Source organism: Enterobacter mori LMG 25706 (genome assembly GCF_000211415.1).
Classification (GTDB): Bacteria; Pseudomonadota; Gammaproteobacteria; order Enterobacterales; family Enterobacteriaceae; genus Enterobacter; species Enterobacter mori.
In genome coordinates this window covers 200,779-216,119 of sequence record NZ_GL890780.1, presented here as the reverse complement: position 1 = coordinate 216,119, position 15,341 = coordinate 200,779, and the positions used below count along the sequence as shown (strand labels likewise).

17 protein-coding genes and 1 pseudogene are annotated in these 15,341 nt (G+C 56.8%); 14 read left to right on the top strand and 4 right to left on the bottom strand.

The features are described 5' to 3' along the window. Positions 1–1,041 (bottom strand): aminopeptidase (locus ENTMO_RS0119220; protein WP_010434555.1); only part of this gene is annotated, 1,041 nt, incomplete at its 3' end. 236 nt (positions 1,042–1,277) lie between these two features. Between ENTMO_RS0119220 and cysG the strand changes: the two genes are divergently transcribed. The 13 genes and pseudogenes from cysG to rpoS all read left to right on the top strand — a co-directional run bounded on the left by cysG (position 1,278) and on the right by rpoS (position 12,280). Further along, positions 1,278–2,636 carry a siroheme synthase CysG gene (gene cysG / locus ENTMO_RS0119215; RefSeq protein ID WP_010434552.1) on the top strand — a complete coding sequence of 453 codons (1,359 nt, stop codon included), beginning with the start codon at positions 1,278–1,280 and terminating at the stop codon, positions 2,634–2,636. 9 nt (positions 2,637–2,645) lie between these two features. Continuing rightward, positions 2,646–3,554 (top strand): sulfate adenylyltransferase subunit CysD, encoded by a 909-nt coding sequence (gene cysD / locus ENTMO_RS0119210; protein ID WP_010434549.1) that lies wholly within the window; start codon positions 2,646–2,648, stop codon positions 3,552–3,554. A gap of 9 nt (positions 3,555–3,563) precedes the next feature. Next, positions 3,564–4,988, top strand: coding sequence for a sulfate adenylyltransferase subunit CysN (cysN, locus tag ENTMO_RS0119205; protein ID WP_010434546.1), 1,425 nt, complete (start codon positions 3,564–3,566; stop codon positions 4,986–4,988). Then, entirely contained in the window at positions 4,988–5,593 is a 606-nt protein-coding gene (cysC, locus tag ENTMO_RS0119200; protein WP_010434543.1) for an adenylyl-sulfate kinase, read from the top strand. The genes cysN and cysC overlap by 1 nt, the downstream gene beginning before the upstream one ends. 58 nt (positions 5,594–5,651) lie before the next feature. Further along, on the top strand, positions 5,652–5,978 hold the full coding sequence (locus ENTMO_RS0119195) for a DUF3561 family protein (RefSeq protein ID WP_010434540.1): 327 nt from the start codon (positions 5,652–5,654) through the stop codon (positions 5,976–5,978). Between the two features lie 79 nt (positions 5,979–6,057). After that, positions 6,058–6,369, top strand: a complete 312-nt coding sequence (gene ftsB, locus ENTMO_RS0119190) for a cell division protein FtsB (protein WP_003862095.1) — start codon at positions 6,058–6,060, stop codon at positions 6,367–6,369. Positions 6,370–6,388: 19 nt separating this feature from the next. After that, the gene (ispD, locus tag ENTMO_RS0119185; RefSeq protein ID WP_010434536.1) at positions 6,389–7,099 is read left to right on the top strand and encodes a 2-C-methyl-D-erythritol 4-phosphate cytidylyltransferase; all 711 of its coding nucleotides are present in this window, start codon (positions 6,389–6,391) and stop codon (positions 7,097–7,099) included. Further along, complete coding sequence (gene ispF / locus ENTMO_RS0119180; protein ID WP_008499607.1) at positions 7,099–7,578, top strand: 2-C-methyl-D-erythritol 2,4-cyclodiphosphate synthase; 480 nt, start codon at positions 7,099–7,101, stop codon at positions 7,576–7,578. Before ispD ends, ispF begins: the two co-directional genes overlap by 1 nt. After that, entirely contained in the window at positions 7,575–8,624 is a 1,050-nt protein-coding gene (gene truD, locus ENTMO_RS0119175) for a tRNA pseudouridine(13) synthase TruD (RefSeq protein ID WP_010434535.1), read from the top strand. Before ispF ends, truD begins: the two co-directional genes overlap by 4 nt. After that, entirely contained in the window at positions 8,605–9,366 is a 762-nt protein-coding gene (surE, locus tag ENTMO_RS0119170; protein WP_010434534.1) for a 5'/3'-nucleotidase SurE, read from the top strand. The genes truD and surE overlap by 20 nt, the downstream gene beginning before the upstream one ends. Beyond that, a complete protein-coding gene (locus ENTMO_RS0119165) occupies positions 9,360–9,986 on the top strand; it encodes a protein-L-isoaspartate(D-aspartate) O-methyltransferase (RefSeq protein WP_010434533.1) in 627 nt (208 codons plus the stop codon). Before surE ends, ENTMO_RS0119165 begins: the two co-directional genes overlap by 7 nt. Before the next feature lie 116 nt (positions 9,987–10,102). Continuing rightward, entirely contained in the window at positions 10,103–11,227 is a 1,125-nt protein-coding gene (nlpD, locus tag ENTMO_RS0119160) for a murein hydrolase activator NlpD (protein ID WP_010434532.1), read from the top strand. 59 nt (positions 11,228–11,286) lie between these two features. Then, a pseudogene (rpoS, locus tag ENTMO_RS24345) lies at positions 11,287–12,280 on the top strand (RNA polymerase sigma factor RpoS). A gap of 54 nt (positions 12,281–12,334) precedes the next feature. Here the strand turns inward: rpoS and ENTMO_RS0119150 are convergent. Both ENTMO_RS0119150 and ENTMO_RS0119145 read right to left on the bottom strand, forming a co-directional pair. After that, positions 12,335–12,712: a DUF4440 domain-containing protein gene (locus tag ENTMO_RS0119150; RefSeq protein ID WP_010434529.1), complete on the bottom strand. Its 378-nt coding sequence runs from the start codon at positions 12,710–12,712 to the stop codon at positions 12,335–12,337. Continuing rightward, positions 12,709–13,917: an MFS transporter gene (locus ENTMO_RS0119145; protein WP_010434528.1), complete on the bottom strand. Its 1,209-nt coding sequence runs from the start codon at positions 13,915–13,917 to the stop codon at positions 12,709–12,711. The genes ENTMO_RS0119150 and ENTMO_RS0119145 overlap by 4 nt, the downstream gene beginning before the upstream one ends. A gap of 109 nt (positions 13,918–14,026) precedes the next feature. Here ENTMO_RS0119145 and ENTMO_RS0119140 point away from each other — a divergent pair, with 109 nt between their 5' ends. Continuing rightward, positions 14,027–14,914, top strand: coding sequence for a LysR family transcriptional regulator (locus tag ENTMO_RS0119140; protein WP_010434527.1), 888 nt, complete (start codon positions 14,027–14,029; stop codon positions 14,912–14,914). Here ENTMO_RS0119140 and ENTMO_RS0119135 read toward each other — a convergent pair. Beyond that, complete coding sequence (locus ENTMO_RS0119135; RefSeq protein WP_010434525.1) at positions 14,911–15,318, bottom strand: MarR family winged helix-turn-helix transcriptional regulator; 408 nt, start codon at positions 15,316–15,318, stop codon at positions 14,911–14,913. The two genes, ENTMO_RS0119140 and ENTMO_RS0119135, sit on opposite strands and share 4 nt — an antisense overlap. Positions 15,319–15,341 lie beyond the last annotated feature (23 nt).

The window sequence follows — 15,341 nt, the reverse complement described above, 5'->3', positions numbered from 1 at the left end:
GGCTTTCCCGGCTTTCGCCAGCTCCTTCACCAGCGGCAGCATCACCTTCACCACATCACGGCTGCGGTGCTCAATTCGTTGAGGCAGCGCGCGGTCAATGTGCTGCTGATTGTCCAGCATCACGTTATGCCAGCTTGTCCCCTCCGGGAACGCTTTCGTTTTCGCCCGCTGTTGATACCCATCTTTCTTGCCCAGACCCCAGTTCGTCGCCTCAACGTACAACACCGGAATGCCCGCTTTATCAAACACTTCGCCGTCGTTACAACAGCCCGTTCCTTTCGGATAATCCGGGTTGCCGCCGGGATTGGTGGTGGCATACACACCGTGGCTACGAGCGATGGCTAATGCCCGGTCGCGCGTTAATTTACGCACGCTGCTGGGGGTGCTCTGCCCACTATTAAAATAGAGCTTATCGCCGACGATCAAATTATCGAGATTGATCACCAGCAGCGTATTTTTTTTCTCCTCATTGCTCATGCGTTTAAGGAGATTCTCAGCGCCAAGCTTTCCTTCTTCTTCTCCGCTGGTGGCAATAAAGCGAATCCCGTATTTCGTTGGGATATTTTTCATTCGCTCGGCCAGTTCAAGCATGACGCCCAGACCCGCCGCGTTGTCGTCCAACCCCTGCAACGTCAAACCGCCGAGGTTATTGTCGGTGTCGGCGTCGCTCATCGGGGCGAAGGTATCGAGATGCGCCATGATAATGATCTGCTCAGCCGCTTTCCCTTCGTGTGCGGCAATGACCGTACTGCCCGTCACGTTGTGCCAGTTTTTTGTTTTATTACGTGAGGTATAGATGTAGCGGCTGTGGAACGAGCGGATATCGCTCTGGTAGCCCATATCGGCAAACTGCTGACGAATATAGTCTGCGGAGAGCATCTCGGCCGGTGTGCCGGTCATGCGTCCAGGGAAGACCGTGGCAATATGCCGCGCCTGCATATTGGCGATTTCACCATAAGGTTGGTTTTTTGCCTGAACCGGAAGGATGAAGCAAACGCCGAGCGCCAGGGCAGCAATACGGTGGCGCGTTGCGGAAAACATAGTGAGTCCTTAAAAACAGAGCAAATTTTTAACCCGCTTAGTATGAAACTGTGATCGTGCATACACAATTTGAATTGCTCTTAAATGCCCGAAATTTCGCGTGTTAAGCACTTTTTGATATTTGCTTTTCCAGGGCGTTATTCCATTGAGTAACTACTCATTCCAATTCGTAATTTCATTCGGTCTAAGTCGCCCCCTATAGTCCCACTATTCCTGTTGTTAGTGAGTTGTTGCCTGTGGACTATCTGCCCTTATTTGCCGCAATTAAAGAGAGACCGGTGCTGGTTGTTGGTACGGGTGACATTGCCGATCGCAAAATCGCGTTCCTGCAACGGGCAGGCGCGCAGGTACGGGTAGTCGAAGAGGCGGATTTCGAGGAGTCGCAAATCGACAGCGTGGTGCTGGTGATTGCGGCCACCGAAAATCGTGAACTCAATCGTCGAATTTCTGACGCGGCGCAAGCCCGTTACCGCCTGGTGAACGTGGTGGACGACCAGCCTTTGTGCTCGTTTATCTTCCCGTCGATTGTTGACCGCTCGCCGCTGCTGGTGGCGATCTCCTCCGGCGGCACCGCTCCGGTGCTGGCGCGCGTGCTGCGGGAAAAAATCGAAGCGCTGCTGCCGACCAGTCTCGGGCGCATGGCGGAAAAAGCCAGCTTCTGGCGTAACCACCTGAAAACCCGCCTGACCAGCGTGGCGGAACGTCGTCGCTTCTGGGAGCGCGTGTTTCGCGGCCGCTTTGCCAGCCTGATGCATACCGGTAATGAGACGGCGGCGCAGAAAATCCTCGAGGACGAACTGGATAACCCTGGCAGCACGAGCGGGGAGATCATTCTTGTGGGGGCTGGGCCGGGTGATGCCGGTCTGCTGACGCTGCGTGGCCTGCAGGTGCTGCAGGACGCGGACGTGGTGTTCTACGACCATCTGGTCACCGACGGCGTGCGCGAGCTGATCCGTCGCGACGCGGAGCAAATCTGCGTCGGCAAACGGGCTGGCGAGCATTCGGTGCCGCAGCACGACACTAACCAGATGCTGGTTGACGCCGCCAAAGCGGGTAAAACCGTGGTGCGCCTGAAAGGGGGCGATCCGTTTATTTTCGGTCGCGGCGGCGAAGAGCTGCAGGCGGCAGCCGAAGCGGGCGTACCGTTCCAGGTGGTGCCCGGCATCACGGCGGCCTCTGCGGTGACGGCCTACGCCGGTATCCCGCTAACCCATCGCGATTACGCCCAGAGCGTGACCTTTGTGACCGGACACTACAAGGCCGACAGCACGCCGTTTGACTGGTCTCATCTCGCCCAGAGCCGCCAGACGCTGGCGATCTACATGGGCACGATGAAAGCGGCAGACATCAGCGAACAACTTATTCAGCACGGTCGCGAGGCGACGACGCCCGTTGCCGTGATTTCTCGCGGCACGCGCGTCGATCAGCACGTTGCGACGGGCACCCTGGAACATCTTGCAACCCTGGCGAAAGACGCCCCGATGCCCGCCCTGATCGTGGTGGGGGAAGTGGTGCAGTTGCACAGCACGCTCGCCTGGTTTCAGAACACAACCGATACAGAAGGCTTTGGTTCTTCTGTCGTAAATTTGGCTTAAGGAACGGTTATGGACCAAAAACGTCTTACACACCTGCGGCAGCTTGAAGCGGAGAGTATCCATATTATCCGCGAAGTGGCCGCCGAGTTTTCTAACCCGGTGATGATGTACTCCATCGGTAAAGATTCCAGCGTCATGCTGCATCTGGCGCGTAAAGCGTTTTATCCGGGTACGCTGCCGTTCCCGCTGCTGCACGTTGATACCGGCTGGAAATTCCGCGAAATGTACGAGTTCCGCGACCGTACCGCGAAAGCCTACGGCTGCGAGCTACTGGTGCATAAAAACCCGGAAGGGGTGGCGATGGGCATTAACCCGTTCGTGCACGGTAGCGCCAAACATACCGACATTATGAAAACCGAAGGGCTGAAGCAGGCGCTGAACAAATACGGTTTTGACGCGGCCTTCGGCGGCGCGCGCCGCGACGAGGAGAAATCCCGCGCCAAAGAGCGTATCTACTCCTTCCGCGACCGCTTCCACCGCTGGGACCCAAAAAACCAGCGCCCGGAGCTGTGGCACAACTATAACGGTCAGATCAACAAAGGCGAAAGTATTCGCGTCTTCCCGCTCTCCAACTGGACCGAGCTGGATATCTGGCAGTACATCTACCTGGAAAACATCGAAATCGTTCCGCTGTATCTGGCCGCTGAGCGCCCGGTGCTGGAGCGCGACGGCATGCTGATGATGATCGACGACGATCGCATAGACCTGCAGCCGGGCGAGGTAATCAAACAACAGATGGTGCGTTTCCGTACCCTCGGCTGCTGGCCGCTGACCGGCGCGGTGGAATCCAGCGCGCAGACGCTGCCGGAGATCATCGAAGAGATGCTGGTGTCCACCACCAGCGAGCGACAGGGGCGCGTGATTGACCGCGACCAGGCAGGCTCCATGGAGCTGAAGAAACGTCAGGGTTATTTCTAAGGAGCCGCCATGAATACCACTATTGCTCAACAAATTGCCAACGAAGGCGGCGTGGAAGCGTATCTGCACGCGCAACAACACAAAAGCCTGCTGCGTTTTCTGACCTGCGGCAGCGTGGATGACGGGAAAAGTACCCTGATTGGTCGCCTGCTGCACGATACGCGCCAGATTTACGAAGATCAGCTCTCTTCCCTGCATAACGACAGTAAGCGTCACGGCACCCAGGGCGAAAAACTCGACCTGGCCCTGCTGGTGGACGGCCTGCAGGCGGAGCGCGAGCAGGGCATCACCATTGACGTGGCCTACCGCTACTTCTCCACCGAGAAGCGCAAATTTATTATTGCCGACACCCCGGGGCACGAGCAGTACACCCGTAACATGGCGACCGGAGCGTCTACCTGCAACCTGGCAATCCTGCTGATGGACGCCCGTAAAGGCGTGCTGGATCAGACCCGTCGTCACAGCTTTATCTCGACGCTGCTGGGGATCAAACACCTGGTGGTGGCGGTCAACAAGATGGATCTGGTGAACTTCAGCGAAGAGAAGTTCGAGGAGATCCGCCAGAGCTACCTGACCTTTGCCGAACAGCTGCCGGGCAACCTGGATATTCGCTTTGTACCGCTTTCGGCGCTGGAAGGGGATAACGTCGCCTCCCAAAGCGCGAACATGCCATGGTACAGCGGCCCGACGCTGCTGGAAGTGCTGGAAACCGTTGAAATTCAGCGCGTGGTCGACACCCAGCCGATGCGCTTCCCGGTACAGTACGTGAACCGTCCTAACCTCGATTTCCGCGGCTTCTCCGGCACCCTCGCGTCAGGCTTCGTGAAGGTTGGCCAGCGCGTTAAGGTGCTGCCATCCGGCGTGGAATCCACCATCGCCCGCATTGTCACCTTCGACGGTGACCTGCAGGAAGCGGGCGCCGGTGAAGCAGTAACGCTGGTGCTGAAAGACGAAATTGATATCAGCCGGGGCGATCTGCTGGTGGATGCCCACGAAACGCTGGCGGCAGTGCAGGGCGCGTCCGTGGATGTGGTGTGGATGGCCGAACAGCCGCTGACCGCAGGCCAAAGCTATGACATCAAAATTGCCGGTAAGAAAACCCGCGCCCGCGTGGACGGTATTCAGTTCCAGGTGGATATCAACAACCTGACCCATCGTGACGTCACCGAACTGCCGCTGAACGGCATTGGTCTGGTCGATTTGACCTTTGACGAACCGCTGGTGCTGGATCCGTATCAGCAGAATCCGGTTACGGGCGGGCTGATCTTTATCGACAGGCTGACCAACGTGACCGTCGGAGCCGGTATGGTGCGCGAGCCTAAAGAACAGGCTGCCGTGGCGTCTGAATTCAGCGCCTTCGAGCTGGAATTGAACGCGCTGGTGCGTAAGCACTTCCCGCACTGGGGCGCACGCGATCTGCTGGGAGGCAAGTAATGGCCGCCCATGATGAGAACGTCGTCTGGCATCCTCATCCGGTCACCGTCGCCCAGCGCGAACAGCTCCACGGCCACCGTGGCGTTGTACTGTGGTTTACCGGGCTGTCCGGCTCGGGTAAATCCACGGTGGCGGGCGCGCTGGAAGAGGCGTTGCATCAGCAGGGCGTAAGCACGTACCTGTTGGACGGCGACAACGTGCGCCACGGGCTGTGCAGCGATTTGGGGTTTAGCGACGATGACCGCAAAGAGAACATCCGCCGGGTGGGCGAAGTCGCCAGCCTGATGGCGGATGCCGGGCTGGTGGTGCTGACCGCGTTTATCTCACCGCACCGCGCCGAGCGCCAGATGGTGCGCGAACGCGTGGGTCAGGATCGCTTTATTGAGGTGTTTGTCGATACGCCGCTGGAGATTTGCGAAGCGCGCGACCCGAAAGGGCTGTACAAAAAAGCCCGTGCCGGAGAACTGCGTAACTTCACCGGCATTGACGCGGTCTACGAAGCGCCTGAATCGCCAGAGATTCACCTGGAAGGTCAACAATTGGTAACAAATTTAGTAAGCCAATTATTAGACCTGCTCAGACGGGACGATATTATCAGATCCTGAGACGGTATCGTTCGGGAGCTGTCTTCCCGAACGATGAGTCATGGTCACAGGATCAGCTATGCGCAACAGTGAAAACTACATTATCACCACCGGGTCGGAGCCGTTAACGACCGACGACGAGACGACCTGGTCCTTCCCTGGGGCCATTGTCGGCTTTATCTCGTGGTTACTGGCGCTGGGCATCCCGTTTCTCATTTACGGCGGTAACACGCTGTTCTTCTTCCTCTATACCTGGCCTTTCTTCCTGGCGCTGATGCCCGTGGCGGTCGTGGTGGGTATTGCGCTGCACTCCCTCTTCAATGGCCGACTCCTGTATAGTGCGGTTATCACGATTGTGACCGTTGTGGTGATGTTTGGCCTGCTGTTTTTATGGCTGATGGGCTAACTTGCGACATAATTAAAACCCCGGAGTAGAGTCGAACGGAAAGTTATGGGATGATGATGCCGTTTTTTCAGGGGGCAGGATGGGTAAACTAACGCTGCTGTTGCTGGCTTTGCTGGTCTGGCTGCAATATTCGTTGTGGTTCGGTAAGAACGGACTGCACGACTATAGCCGGGTAAGTGATGACGTCGCGGCTCAGCAGGCAACAAACGCCAAACTCAAGGCGCGAAACGATCAACTCTTTGCTGAAATTGATGACCTCAATGGCGGGCAAGAGGCGATTGAGGAACGCGCACGCAATGAACTCAGTATGACTAAGCCGGGCGAAACTTTTTATCGTCTGGTTCCGGATGCGTCTAAACGCAATCAGGGCTCAGCACAAAACAATCGATAATCAAGCCCAGGATTACGACATGGCAGCAACTTTTTCGGACGTCTGGGCCGTGGTGCCGGCCGCAGGGTTTGGCCGGCGCATGCAGACAGAATGTCCCAAGCAGTACCTTTCAATTGGCGATAAAACGATCCTTGAGCACGCCGTGGCGGCGTTGCTGGCGCACCCGAGGGTGACGCACGTGGTCATCGCCATCAGCCCAGGCGATGCGCGCTTCGCGCAGCTCCCGCTGGCAAACCACCCACAGATTACCGTCGTTGACGGTGGCGCCGAGCGCGCCGATTCCGTGCTGGCGGGCATTCAGGCTGCCGGAAACGCCTCGTGGGTGCTGGTACATGACGCGGCGCGTCCGTGTCTGCATCAGGACGATCTTGCGCGTCTGCTGGCCCTGAGCGAAACAAGCAAGGTCGGCGGGATTCTGGCTGCCCCCGTGCGTGACACCATGAAACGCGCCGAGCCGGGCAAACAGGCTATCGCCCATACCGTTGAGCGCGTTGATTTATGGCATGCGCTGACGCCACAATTTTTCCCCCGCGAACTGCTCCACGACTGCCTGACGCGTGCGCTTGAAGACGGTGCGACCATCACGGACGAAGCCTCAGCGCTGGAGTATTGCGGTTTTCACCCTGAGCTTGTTGAAGGGCGCGCTGATAATATAAAAGTGACGCGCCCGGAAGATTTGCAGCTCGCGGAATTTTATCTTACCCGTTCGACCCATCAGGAGAAGGCATAATGCGAATTGGACACGGTTTTGATGTACACGCCTTTGGCGGAGAAGGCCCAATTATCATTGGCGGCGTGCGTATTCCTTACGAAAAAGGACTGCTGGCGCATTCTGATGGCGACGTGGCGCTGCATGCGCTAACCGACGCACTGCTGGGCGCTGCCGCGCTGGGGGATATCGGCAAGCTGTTCCCGGACACCGACCCGGCATTTAAAGGGGCAGACAGCCGCGAACTGCTGCGCGAAGCGTGGCGCCGCATTCAGGCGAAAGGCTACACCCTGGGTAACGTCGATGTGACCATCATCGCTCAGGCACCTAAAATGCTGCCGCACATTCCGCAGATGCGTGTGTTTATCGCGGAAGATCTGGGCTGCCATATGGACGATGTTAACGTCAAAGCGACCACCACCGAGAAGCTGGGCTTCACGGGCCGTGGTGAAGGCATTGCCTGTGAAGCCGTGGCGCTGCTGGTGAAGGCGAGCAAATGACAGACTTTGACAACCTGACATACCTGCACGGTAAACCGCAGGGGAACGGGGTGCTGAAAGCCAGCCCGGAAGATTTCCTCGTGGTGGAAGATCTGGGCTTTGAGCCGGATGGCGAAGGCGAGCACATTCTGGTGCGCATTCTGAAAAACGGCTGCAACACACGGTTTGTGGCCGACGCGCTGGCAAAATTCCTGAAAATTCATGCCCGCGAAGTGAGCTTTGCCGGACAGAAAGATAAACATGCGGTCACTGAACAGTGGATCTGCGCGCGCGTGCCGGGCAATACGATGCCGGATTTAAGCCAGTTTGAGCTTGAAGGCTGTAAGGTGCTGGAGTACGCCCGTCACAAGCGCAAACTGCGCTTGGGCGCGTTGAAGGGCAACGCCTTTACGCTGGTGCTGCGTGAAGTGACTGACCGCGAAGACGTTGAAAAACGCCTACAGGCGATAAACGAACGCGGCGTACCGAACTACTTTGGCGCACAGCGTTTTGGTATCGGTGGCAGCAACCTGCAGGGCGCACTGCGCTGGGCGCAAAGCGATGCACCGGTACGCGACAGGAATAAACGCAGTTTTTGGTTGTCTGCGGCCCGCAGTGCGTTGTTTAATCAGATTGTGAGCGAACGTCTGAAAAAATCGGACGCTAATCAAGTTGTTGTCGGCGATGCGCTACAATTAGCGGGACGCGGAAGCTGGTTTGTGGCAACGGTCGATGAAATGGCCGATGTCCAGTCTCGTGTGGACGCCAAAGCGCTGATGATTACGGCCGCGCTGCCCGGAACGGGCGACTGGGGCACGCAGGGCGACGCGCTCGCTGCCGAGCAGTCAGCCGTCGCGGACGCGCCAGAATTACAATCACTGCTGGTGCGGGAAAAAGTCGAAGCAGCACGCCGCGCGATGTTGCTCTACCCGCAGCAGTTAAGCTGGAAGTGGTGGGATGACGTGACCGTTGAGTTACGCTTCTGGCTACCTGCAGGTAGCTTTGCCACCAGTGTTGTCAGGGAACTTATCAACACCTCGGGTGATTATGCGAATATTGCTGAGTAACGATGACGGGATCCACGCGCCAGGTATACAGACCCTGGCGAAACACCTTCGCGAATTTGCGGATGTGCAGGTTGTGGCTCCCGATCGTAACCGCAGTGGAGCGTCTAACTCACTGACGCTGGAGTCGTCGCTTCGCACCTTTACCTTTGAAAATGGCGATATCGCCGTACAGATGGGCACGCCGACCGACTGCGTTTTCCTCGGCGTGAATGCGCTGATGCGCCCGCGCCCGGACATTGTGGTGTCAGGTATCAATGCCGGACCCAATCTCGGCGATGACGTGATCTACTCCGGTACCGTGGCGGCAGCGATGGAAGGCCGTCATCTGGGCTTCCCGGCGCTGGCGGTTTCGCTTAACGGCCATACGCATTACGACACGGCGGCGTCGGTCACCTGTTCGATTCTTCGCGCGCTGGGGCGTGAACCCCTGCGTACGGGCCGTATCCTGAATATCAACGTACCCGACCTCCCGCTCAATGAGATCAAGGGGATCCGCGTGACGCGCTGTGGCAGCCGTCATCCTGCTGACCAGGTTATTCCGCAGCAGGATCCGCGCGGCAATACCCTCTACTGGATTGGGCCTCCGGGCGAAAAATGCGATGCCGGTCCAGATACGGACTTCGCTGCTGTAGATGAAGGGTATGTTTCCGTTACGCCACTGCACGTAGATTTAACCGCGTATAGCGCGCATGATGTGGTGTCGGACTGGTTAGATCGGGTCGGGGTGAACGTGCAATGGTAAGCAAACGTGTACAAACTCTTCTGGAACAACTTCGCGCTCAGGGGATCACCAACGAGCATGTGCTGGATGCGCTTGCCCAGGTTCCGCGCGAGAAGTTTGTAGACGAGGCGTTTGAGCACAAAGCGTGGGAAAACGTGGCGCTGCCTATTGGGCAAGGCCAGACCATTTCTCAGCCCTACATGGTGGCGCGCATGACGGAACTGCTGGAGTTAACACCGGAGTCCCGCGTGCTGGAGATTGGCACCGGGTCGGGGTATCAAACCGCGATCCTCGCGCATCTTGTTCGCCATGTTTGTTCCGTCGAACGCATCAAAGGTTTACAGTGGCAGGCGCGTCGTCGCCTGAAACAACTTGATTTACATAATGTTTCAACACGTCACGGTGATGGATGGCAGGGTTGGCAGGCTCGCGCCCCGTTTGATGCCATTATCGTCACGGCCGCACCGCTGGAGATCCCGGCAGCACTCTTGTCGCAGCTGGATGAAGGCGGCATTCTCGTCTTGCCCGTGGGCGATGAACACCAGCTTCTGAAGCGTGTTCGTCGGCGTGGCGGCGAGTTTATTATCGATACCGTAGAAGCCGTACGCTTTGTGCCTCTGGTTAAGGGAGAGCTGGCCTGAGACTCGGATTTATCCAGGGTTATTAAGGCAAATTCAGCGTATTGTGTGGCGCAAAAGGTTCGTGCCATCACGGTTATTTTTAAGTCACTGGTAGTTAACACATTCCTGGGGGATAAATGAGCGCGGGAAGCCCAAAATTCACCATCAGCCGTGTTGCGGCATTATCACTGGTTTCGCTCTGGCTGGCAGGCTGTACAAGTTCGAATAACGCACCTGCGCCTGTAAGCTCCGTCGGCGGGAACAGCGGCTCGGGTAACACGTCCAGCGGAATGTTGATCACTCCTCCGCCGAAAATGGGCACCTCTACGGCGCAGCAAACTCCGCAGATCCAGCCGGTTCAGCGTCCAACCACGCAGCCAACACAGATTCAGCCAGTTGAACAACCTGTTCAGACGGAAAATGGCCGCATAGTATACAACCGCAAGTATGGGAACATTCCGAAAGGGAGCTATACCGGCGGCAGCACCTACACCGTGAAGCGCGGCGACACGCTGTTCTATATCGCCTGGATCACCGGGAACGATTTCCGTGACCTGGCACAACGCAATAACGTGCAGGCCCCGTATGGACTGGAAGTCGGCCAAACGCTTCAGGTGGGCAACGCGACGGGTACGCCACTCACGCCGGGGAACACAGTTTCTGCGGCGGATGTGACCGCGCAAAATAACAGCGTTATGCCTGCACAAAAATCCACCACGGTGGTTGCTTCACAACCTGTAATTACGTATTCTGAGGATTCAGGTGATCAGAGTGCTAACAAAATGTTGCCGAATAATAAAGGGACTGCGACTGCTGTCACAGCACCGGTTACGGCACCTGTGGTTAGCTCTACTGAACCGACTGCCAGCAGTACCTCCACCAGTTCGCCTATCTCTGCATGGCGCTGGCCGACTGATGGCAAGGTTATCGAAAACTTCTCTTCCTCCGAGGGAGGAAATAAAGGGATCGATATCGCAGGGAGTAAGGGACAGGCTATCATCGCGACCTCAGACGGACGCGTTGTCTATGCCGGTAACGCTCTGCGCGGTTACGGTAATCTTATTATCATCAAACATAACGATGATTACCTGAGTGCCTACGCCCATAACGACACAATGCTGGTCCGGGAACAACAAGAAGTTAAGGCGGGGCAAAAAATCGCTACCATGGGTAGCACCGGAACCAGTTCTACACGCTTGCATTTTGAAATTCGTTACAAGGGGAAATCCGTAAACCCGCTGCAGTATCTGCCGCAGCGATAATTTGACGGGGCATGCCAGCCAGGGTGTCTCGTTCAGGGATCACGGGTAGGAGCCACCTTATGAGTCAGAATACGCTGAAAGTTCATGATTTAAATGAAGATGCGGAATTTGATGAGAACGGAGCAGAGGCTTTTGACGAAAAAGCCTTAGTAGAAGAGGAACCCAGTGATAACGATTTGGCTGAAGAAGAGCTGTTATCGCAGGGCGCCACACAGCGTGTACTGGACGCGACTCAGCTTTACCTTGGGGAGATTGGTTACTCCCCACTGTTAACGGCCGAAGAAGAAGTCTATTTCGCACGTCGTGCTTTGCGTGGTGATGTTGCCTCGCGCCGTCGCATGATTGAAAGTAACCTGCGACTGGTCGTGAAAATTGCTCGCCGTTACGGCAATCGTGGTCTGGCTCTGCTGGACCTGATTGAAGAGGGCAACTTAGGGCTCATCCGCGCAGTTGAGAAATTTGACCCGGAACGCGGGTTCCGCTTCTCAACCTACGCGACCTGGTGGATTCGTCAGACCATCGAACGGGCAATTATGAACCAAACCCGTACGATTCGACTGCCGATCCACATCGTCAAAGAGCTGAACGTCTATCTGCGTACCGCGCGTGAGTTGTCCCATAAACTGGACCACGAACCGAGCGCGGAAGAGATTGCCGAACAGCTTGATAAACCGGTTGATGACGTAAGCCGTATGCTGCGTCTCAACGAGCGCATTACCTCGGTTGACACCCCGCTGGGTGGCGACTCCGAAAAAGCGCTGCTGGACATCCTGGCCGACGAAAAAGACAACGGCCCGGAAGACACCACGCAGGACGATGACATGAAACAGAGCATCGTCAAATGGCTGTTCGAACTGAACGCCAAACAGCGTGAAGTGCTGGCACGTCGTTTCGGTTTACTGGGGTATGAAGCTGCGACACTGGAAGACGTCGGCGGCGCAAATTGGCCTGACCCGCGAGCGTGTTCGTCAGATTCAGGTTGAAGGTCTGCGTCGCCTGCGTGAAATCCTGCAGGGGCAAGGTCTGAATATCGAAGCGCTGTTCCGCGAATAAGCAACCTTTCGTCAAAAAATGGCTCGTCGTAAGACGGGCCATTTTTCTTTGGTGCTACGGCTGTGCCGTTTCGTGCAGCAGACGCCACGTCATTCTGTCGCCTTCCTGATTCAGCACCGCCGTCGACCAGCGCACGTTTACCGGCATATCGGGGCGGGTTTGTGTCTCGCGATAGTGAAGTACTGCGCCGTTATCCCAGGCTTCTATCGTGGCGAGTTCATCAATGACGATTTTCAGGCCGGGTCGGCTTCCGCGCTGGGTGTCGAGAAAATGGGCAAGGGCGCGATAGTCAAGATGGGCGCCGCCCGGTGGTATCATCAGAAAATCCGGTCGAAAGCGGGTGAGCAAGGTTTCAGCCTCACCTTCACCTTTGCCTAACCAGTTTTCAAGCGCAATGTGGAGGTCGATAATGTCGTGTTCAAAAAGCGTCATGAATTCTCCTGTCGCAGCTGGCTGAGCACCTGCATTGTGTTAAGACGAGAAACGTACAATACAGGCACTAAAGTGATGCCTGCGGCAAAAATAAACATCCCGTGCCAGGCGACGAGCGGCGCAAGATAAACCTGCGCAATGCTCAGCGCCTGCGCCAGTAGCAGGGTTCCCGCAAAAAAGCTTAGCTGACGATTAAGATTCCACAGGGCGCTGGCGTCAGGCATATCGTCCCGGGCTGTCGTCAGAAACGCGCTACTCTGCGCCGTACTGCTGCAAAGACTGCCTCCGGCCCCCATCAATACAAAGGCCGCGACAGATAACAGCGCTGGCGATGCCGAACTGACGTTCAGTAAAAGTAGAATGCCCGTCGCCTGCAAAAGGCACCCGATCACCACCAGAGGCCGGGGTCCGACGCGGTTAAAATAGCGTCCTGTTACCATAATGGCCATAAACGATGCCGCGGACCATGGCAGCATAAGCATGCCCGTTGCGGCGGGTGTCATGCTGGCTTCGCTCTGAAGATAATACATGCCCGTTACGTTTACCCCGATAAAGATGCCGGGCACGCACACGTAGACAAGCATGGAAAAACGCAAAAGTGGATCGGTCAGCAAGGAGAGATTTAACAGCCTGGCTGTTTTCTTCGGCGGCATTTCAGCGTTAAGCCATACGCAGGCTAAAACAAAGGTGACGATGGCGACGGGTAACGTAGCAAAAAAGATCCAGCGCCAGCTTAGCGTCTGCACCAGCAGTCCCCCGATAGCAGGGGAGCAGGCAGGGGCAAGCAGCGCGACCAGCATCACCGCCGAGGAGAGCCTGGCGCGTTCGTGAGGCTTAAACTGTTGCCAGGTCAGCGCCTGTCCCACCGGGATCAGCAAGCCACCGCCAATCCCTTGCAGTGCACGCCAGGCAATCAGGCTTTCCAGCGAGGAAGACAGTCCCGCAGCAGCGGAGGTCGCGCTAAAGAGAGCCAGAGAGAGGAGGATGACGCGCTTTGGCCCGATGCGGCTCGTCAGCGCGCTGCCGAAAGGGATCGCTAGCGTCAGACCGGCAATGTACCCGTTACTGACCCAGGCAAGTGCTGAGGGTGTAGTGTTGAACGCGCGCGCCATGGCCGGAAAGGCGACGCTGGCAATAAACATATTTATCAAATCAAGGAAAAAGCCGAGCAGATAGACAACGGCGACTTTGCTGCGATACGTCATGGTGGATCCTCCGGTGAGGTGGCGTATCGTATCGGCCCGCAAGCTACGGATAAACGCGACAAACAGCGATATACTGTCAAAATATTTTTGACAGTGATAAAGGTTAACGATGTTTACTCTACAGCGTACGGCAATGTTTATCGCAGTCGCGGAGGCGGGCAGCTTCACCGCCGCGGCAGAGGCAATGGGGCTGACAAAAGCCGTGGTGAGTTTCAACATTCGCCAGCTTGAAGACGAGCTGGGCGTTACGCTGCTGCTGCGGTCAACCCGCCGTCTGACGTTAACCGAGGCGGGCGCTCTTTTTCATCAGCGAAGCGTCGCGCTTCTGAAGGAGGCAGAACAGCTGCAGGACGATGTCCGCGCGAGTCATGCGGGACTCGCCGGAGAATTGCGGATAACCACCACGCCTGAGTACGGCTCGCAGGTTGTGGTGCCTTTGCTGGCGGAATTTAGTCAGCAGCACCCGGAACTTCGCGTGCGCCACGTTTCGTCCTCTTTGCATGCCGACCTTATCTCTGAGCGCTTTGACGTCGCCATCCGGCTGGGAACGCTCGCCGATTCACGCTACCACGCCGCGATGATTACCTCTTTCGCCATATTGCCGGTGGCAGCGCCGGACTGGCTGGCTAACCATCCGGTAGAGACCCTTGAACAGCTGGCGAAAGCCGACTGGATCATTCACGAGCGTTTGCCCTCTCCACTGCGCTGGCAGGTGAAAGCGAGCAGCGGAGAGCTTGTCTCGTTTGAAATCACGAAAGCCCCGCGTCTGTATGCTGACAGTGCTCAGGCGCTGATGGCTTTCGCACGTGCCGGAAGCGGCGTGGCGTTACTGCCTGAATGGCTGGTGCGAAATGCGCTGGATGCCGGGCAACTGGCGTCGGTATTACCGGGCTACACCTTTGCACAGCAGGGCATCTATGCGGTTTATCCCGATGCCCAACACGTGCCCGCGAAAGTCCGAAAGTTTATCGATTTTATGCGTGCGAGGGTGAATTAGTCGTGCATCATCTTTTTGATGAGCGCAGAAAATTGCTCGCGTTCGGCCTTGCTCAGGCGTCCTAAAAACGCCTCATCCACGTCATTGCCGACCGGTCTACAGCCTGCAAGCAGGGCTTCACCTTCTGGCGTCAGGAAGACAAACCGGCGGCGCTTATCTGCGGGATCGTGCTCGCGTTTTACCAACCCACGCGCCTCCATGCGGCTGAGCATCTCTGCCAGCGTCGCTTTCGTGCTGACTGCCACTTCGGTCAATGCCACCTGTTCGATACCCGGATGTTCGGCAATTGAGCGCAGAACTGCATATTGCGGCTTGGTCAGCTCCGGCGAAGCATGCTGCCATTGCGCAGTATGTTGTTGAAAAAGCTGGCGCAACAGGTGGAACGCTTCTTGTCTTAGTTCCATGAACACTCCGACGAAAAAAATCA

What these genes read in the sequence shown, in the direction of transcription:
- ENTMO_RS0119195 (WP_010434540.1), top strand. Translation starts at nt 5,652, where the DNA reads ATGCGCAACAGTGAAAACTACATTATCACCACCGGGTCGGAGCCGTTA.
- ispD (WP_010434536.1), top strand. Translation starts at nt 6,389, where the DNA reads ATGGCAGCAACTTTTTCGGACGTCTGGGCCGTGGTGCCGGCCGCAGGG.
- truD (WP_010434535.1), top strand. Translation starts at nt 7,575, where the DNA reads ATGACAGACTTTGACAACCTGACATACCTGCACGGTAAACCGCAGGGG.
- ENTMO_RS0119145 (WP_010434528.1), bottom strand. Translation starts at nt 13,917, where the DNA reads ATGACGTATCGCAGCAAAGTCGCCGTTGTCTATCTGCTCGGCTTTTTC.
- cysN (WP_010434546.1), top strand. Translation starts at nt 3,564, where the DNA reads ATGAATACCACTATTGCTCAACAAATTGCCAACGAAGGCGGCGTGGAA.
- cysD (WP_010434549.1), top strand. Translation starts at nt 2,646, where the DNA reads ATGGACCAAAAACGTCTTACACACCTGCGGCAGCTTGAAGCGGAGAGT.
- nlpD (WP_010434532.1), top strand. Translation starts at nt 10,103, where the DNA reads ATGAGCGCGGGAAGCCCAAAATTCACCATCAGCCGTGTTGCGGCATTA.
- surE (WP_010434534.1), top strand. Translation starts at nt 8,605, where the DNA reads ATGCGAATATTGCTGAGTAACGATGACGGGATCCACGCGCCAGGTATA.
- ENTMO_RS0119140 (WP_010434527.1), top strand. Translation starts at nt 14,027, where the DNA reads ATGTTTACTCTACAGCGTACGGCAATGTTTATCGCAGTCGCGGAGGCG.
- ENTMO_RS0119135 (WP_010434525.1), bottom strand. Translation starts at nt 15,318, where the DNA reads ATGGAACTAAGACAAGAAGCGTTCCACCTGTTGCGCCAGCTTTTTCAA.
- ispF (WP_008499607.1), top strand. Translation starts at nt 7,099, where the DNA reads ATGCGAATTGGACACGGTTTTGATGTACACGCCTTTGGCGGAGAAGGC.
- cysC (WP_010434543.1), top strand. Translation starts at nt 4,988, where the DNA reads ATGGCCGCCCATGATGAGAACGTCGTCTGGCATCCTCATCCGGTCACC.
- ftsB (WP_003862095.1), top strand. Translation starts at nt 6,058, where the DNA reads ATGGGTAAACTAACGCTGCTGTTGCTGGCTTTGCTGGTCTGGCTGCAA.
- ENTMO_RS0119165 (WP_010434533.1), top strand. Translation starts at nt 9,360, where the DNA reads ATGGTAAGCAAACGTGTACAAACTCTTCTGGAACAACTTCGCGCTCAG.
- ENTMO_RS0119150 (WP_010434529.1), bottom strand. Translation starts at nt 12,712, where the DNA reads ATGACGCTTTTTGAACACGACATTATCGACCTCCACATTGCGCTTGAA.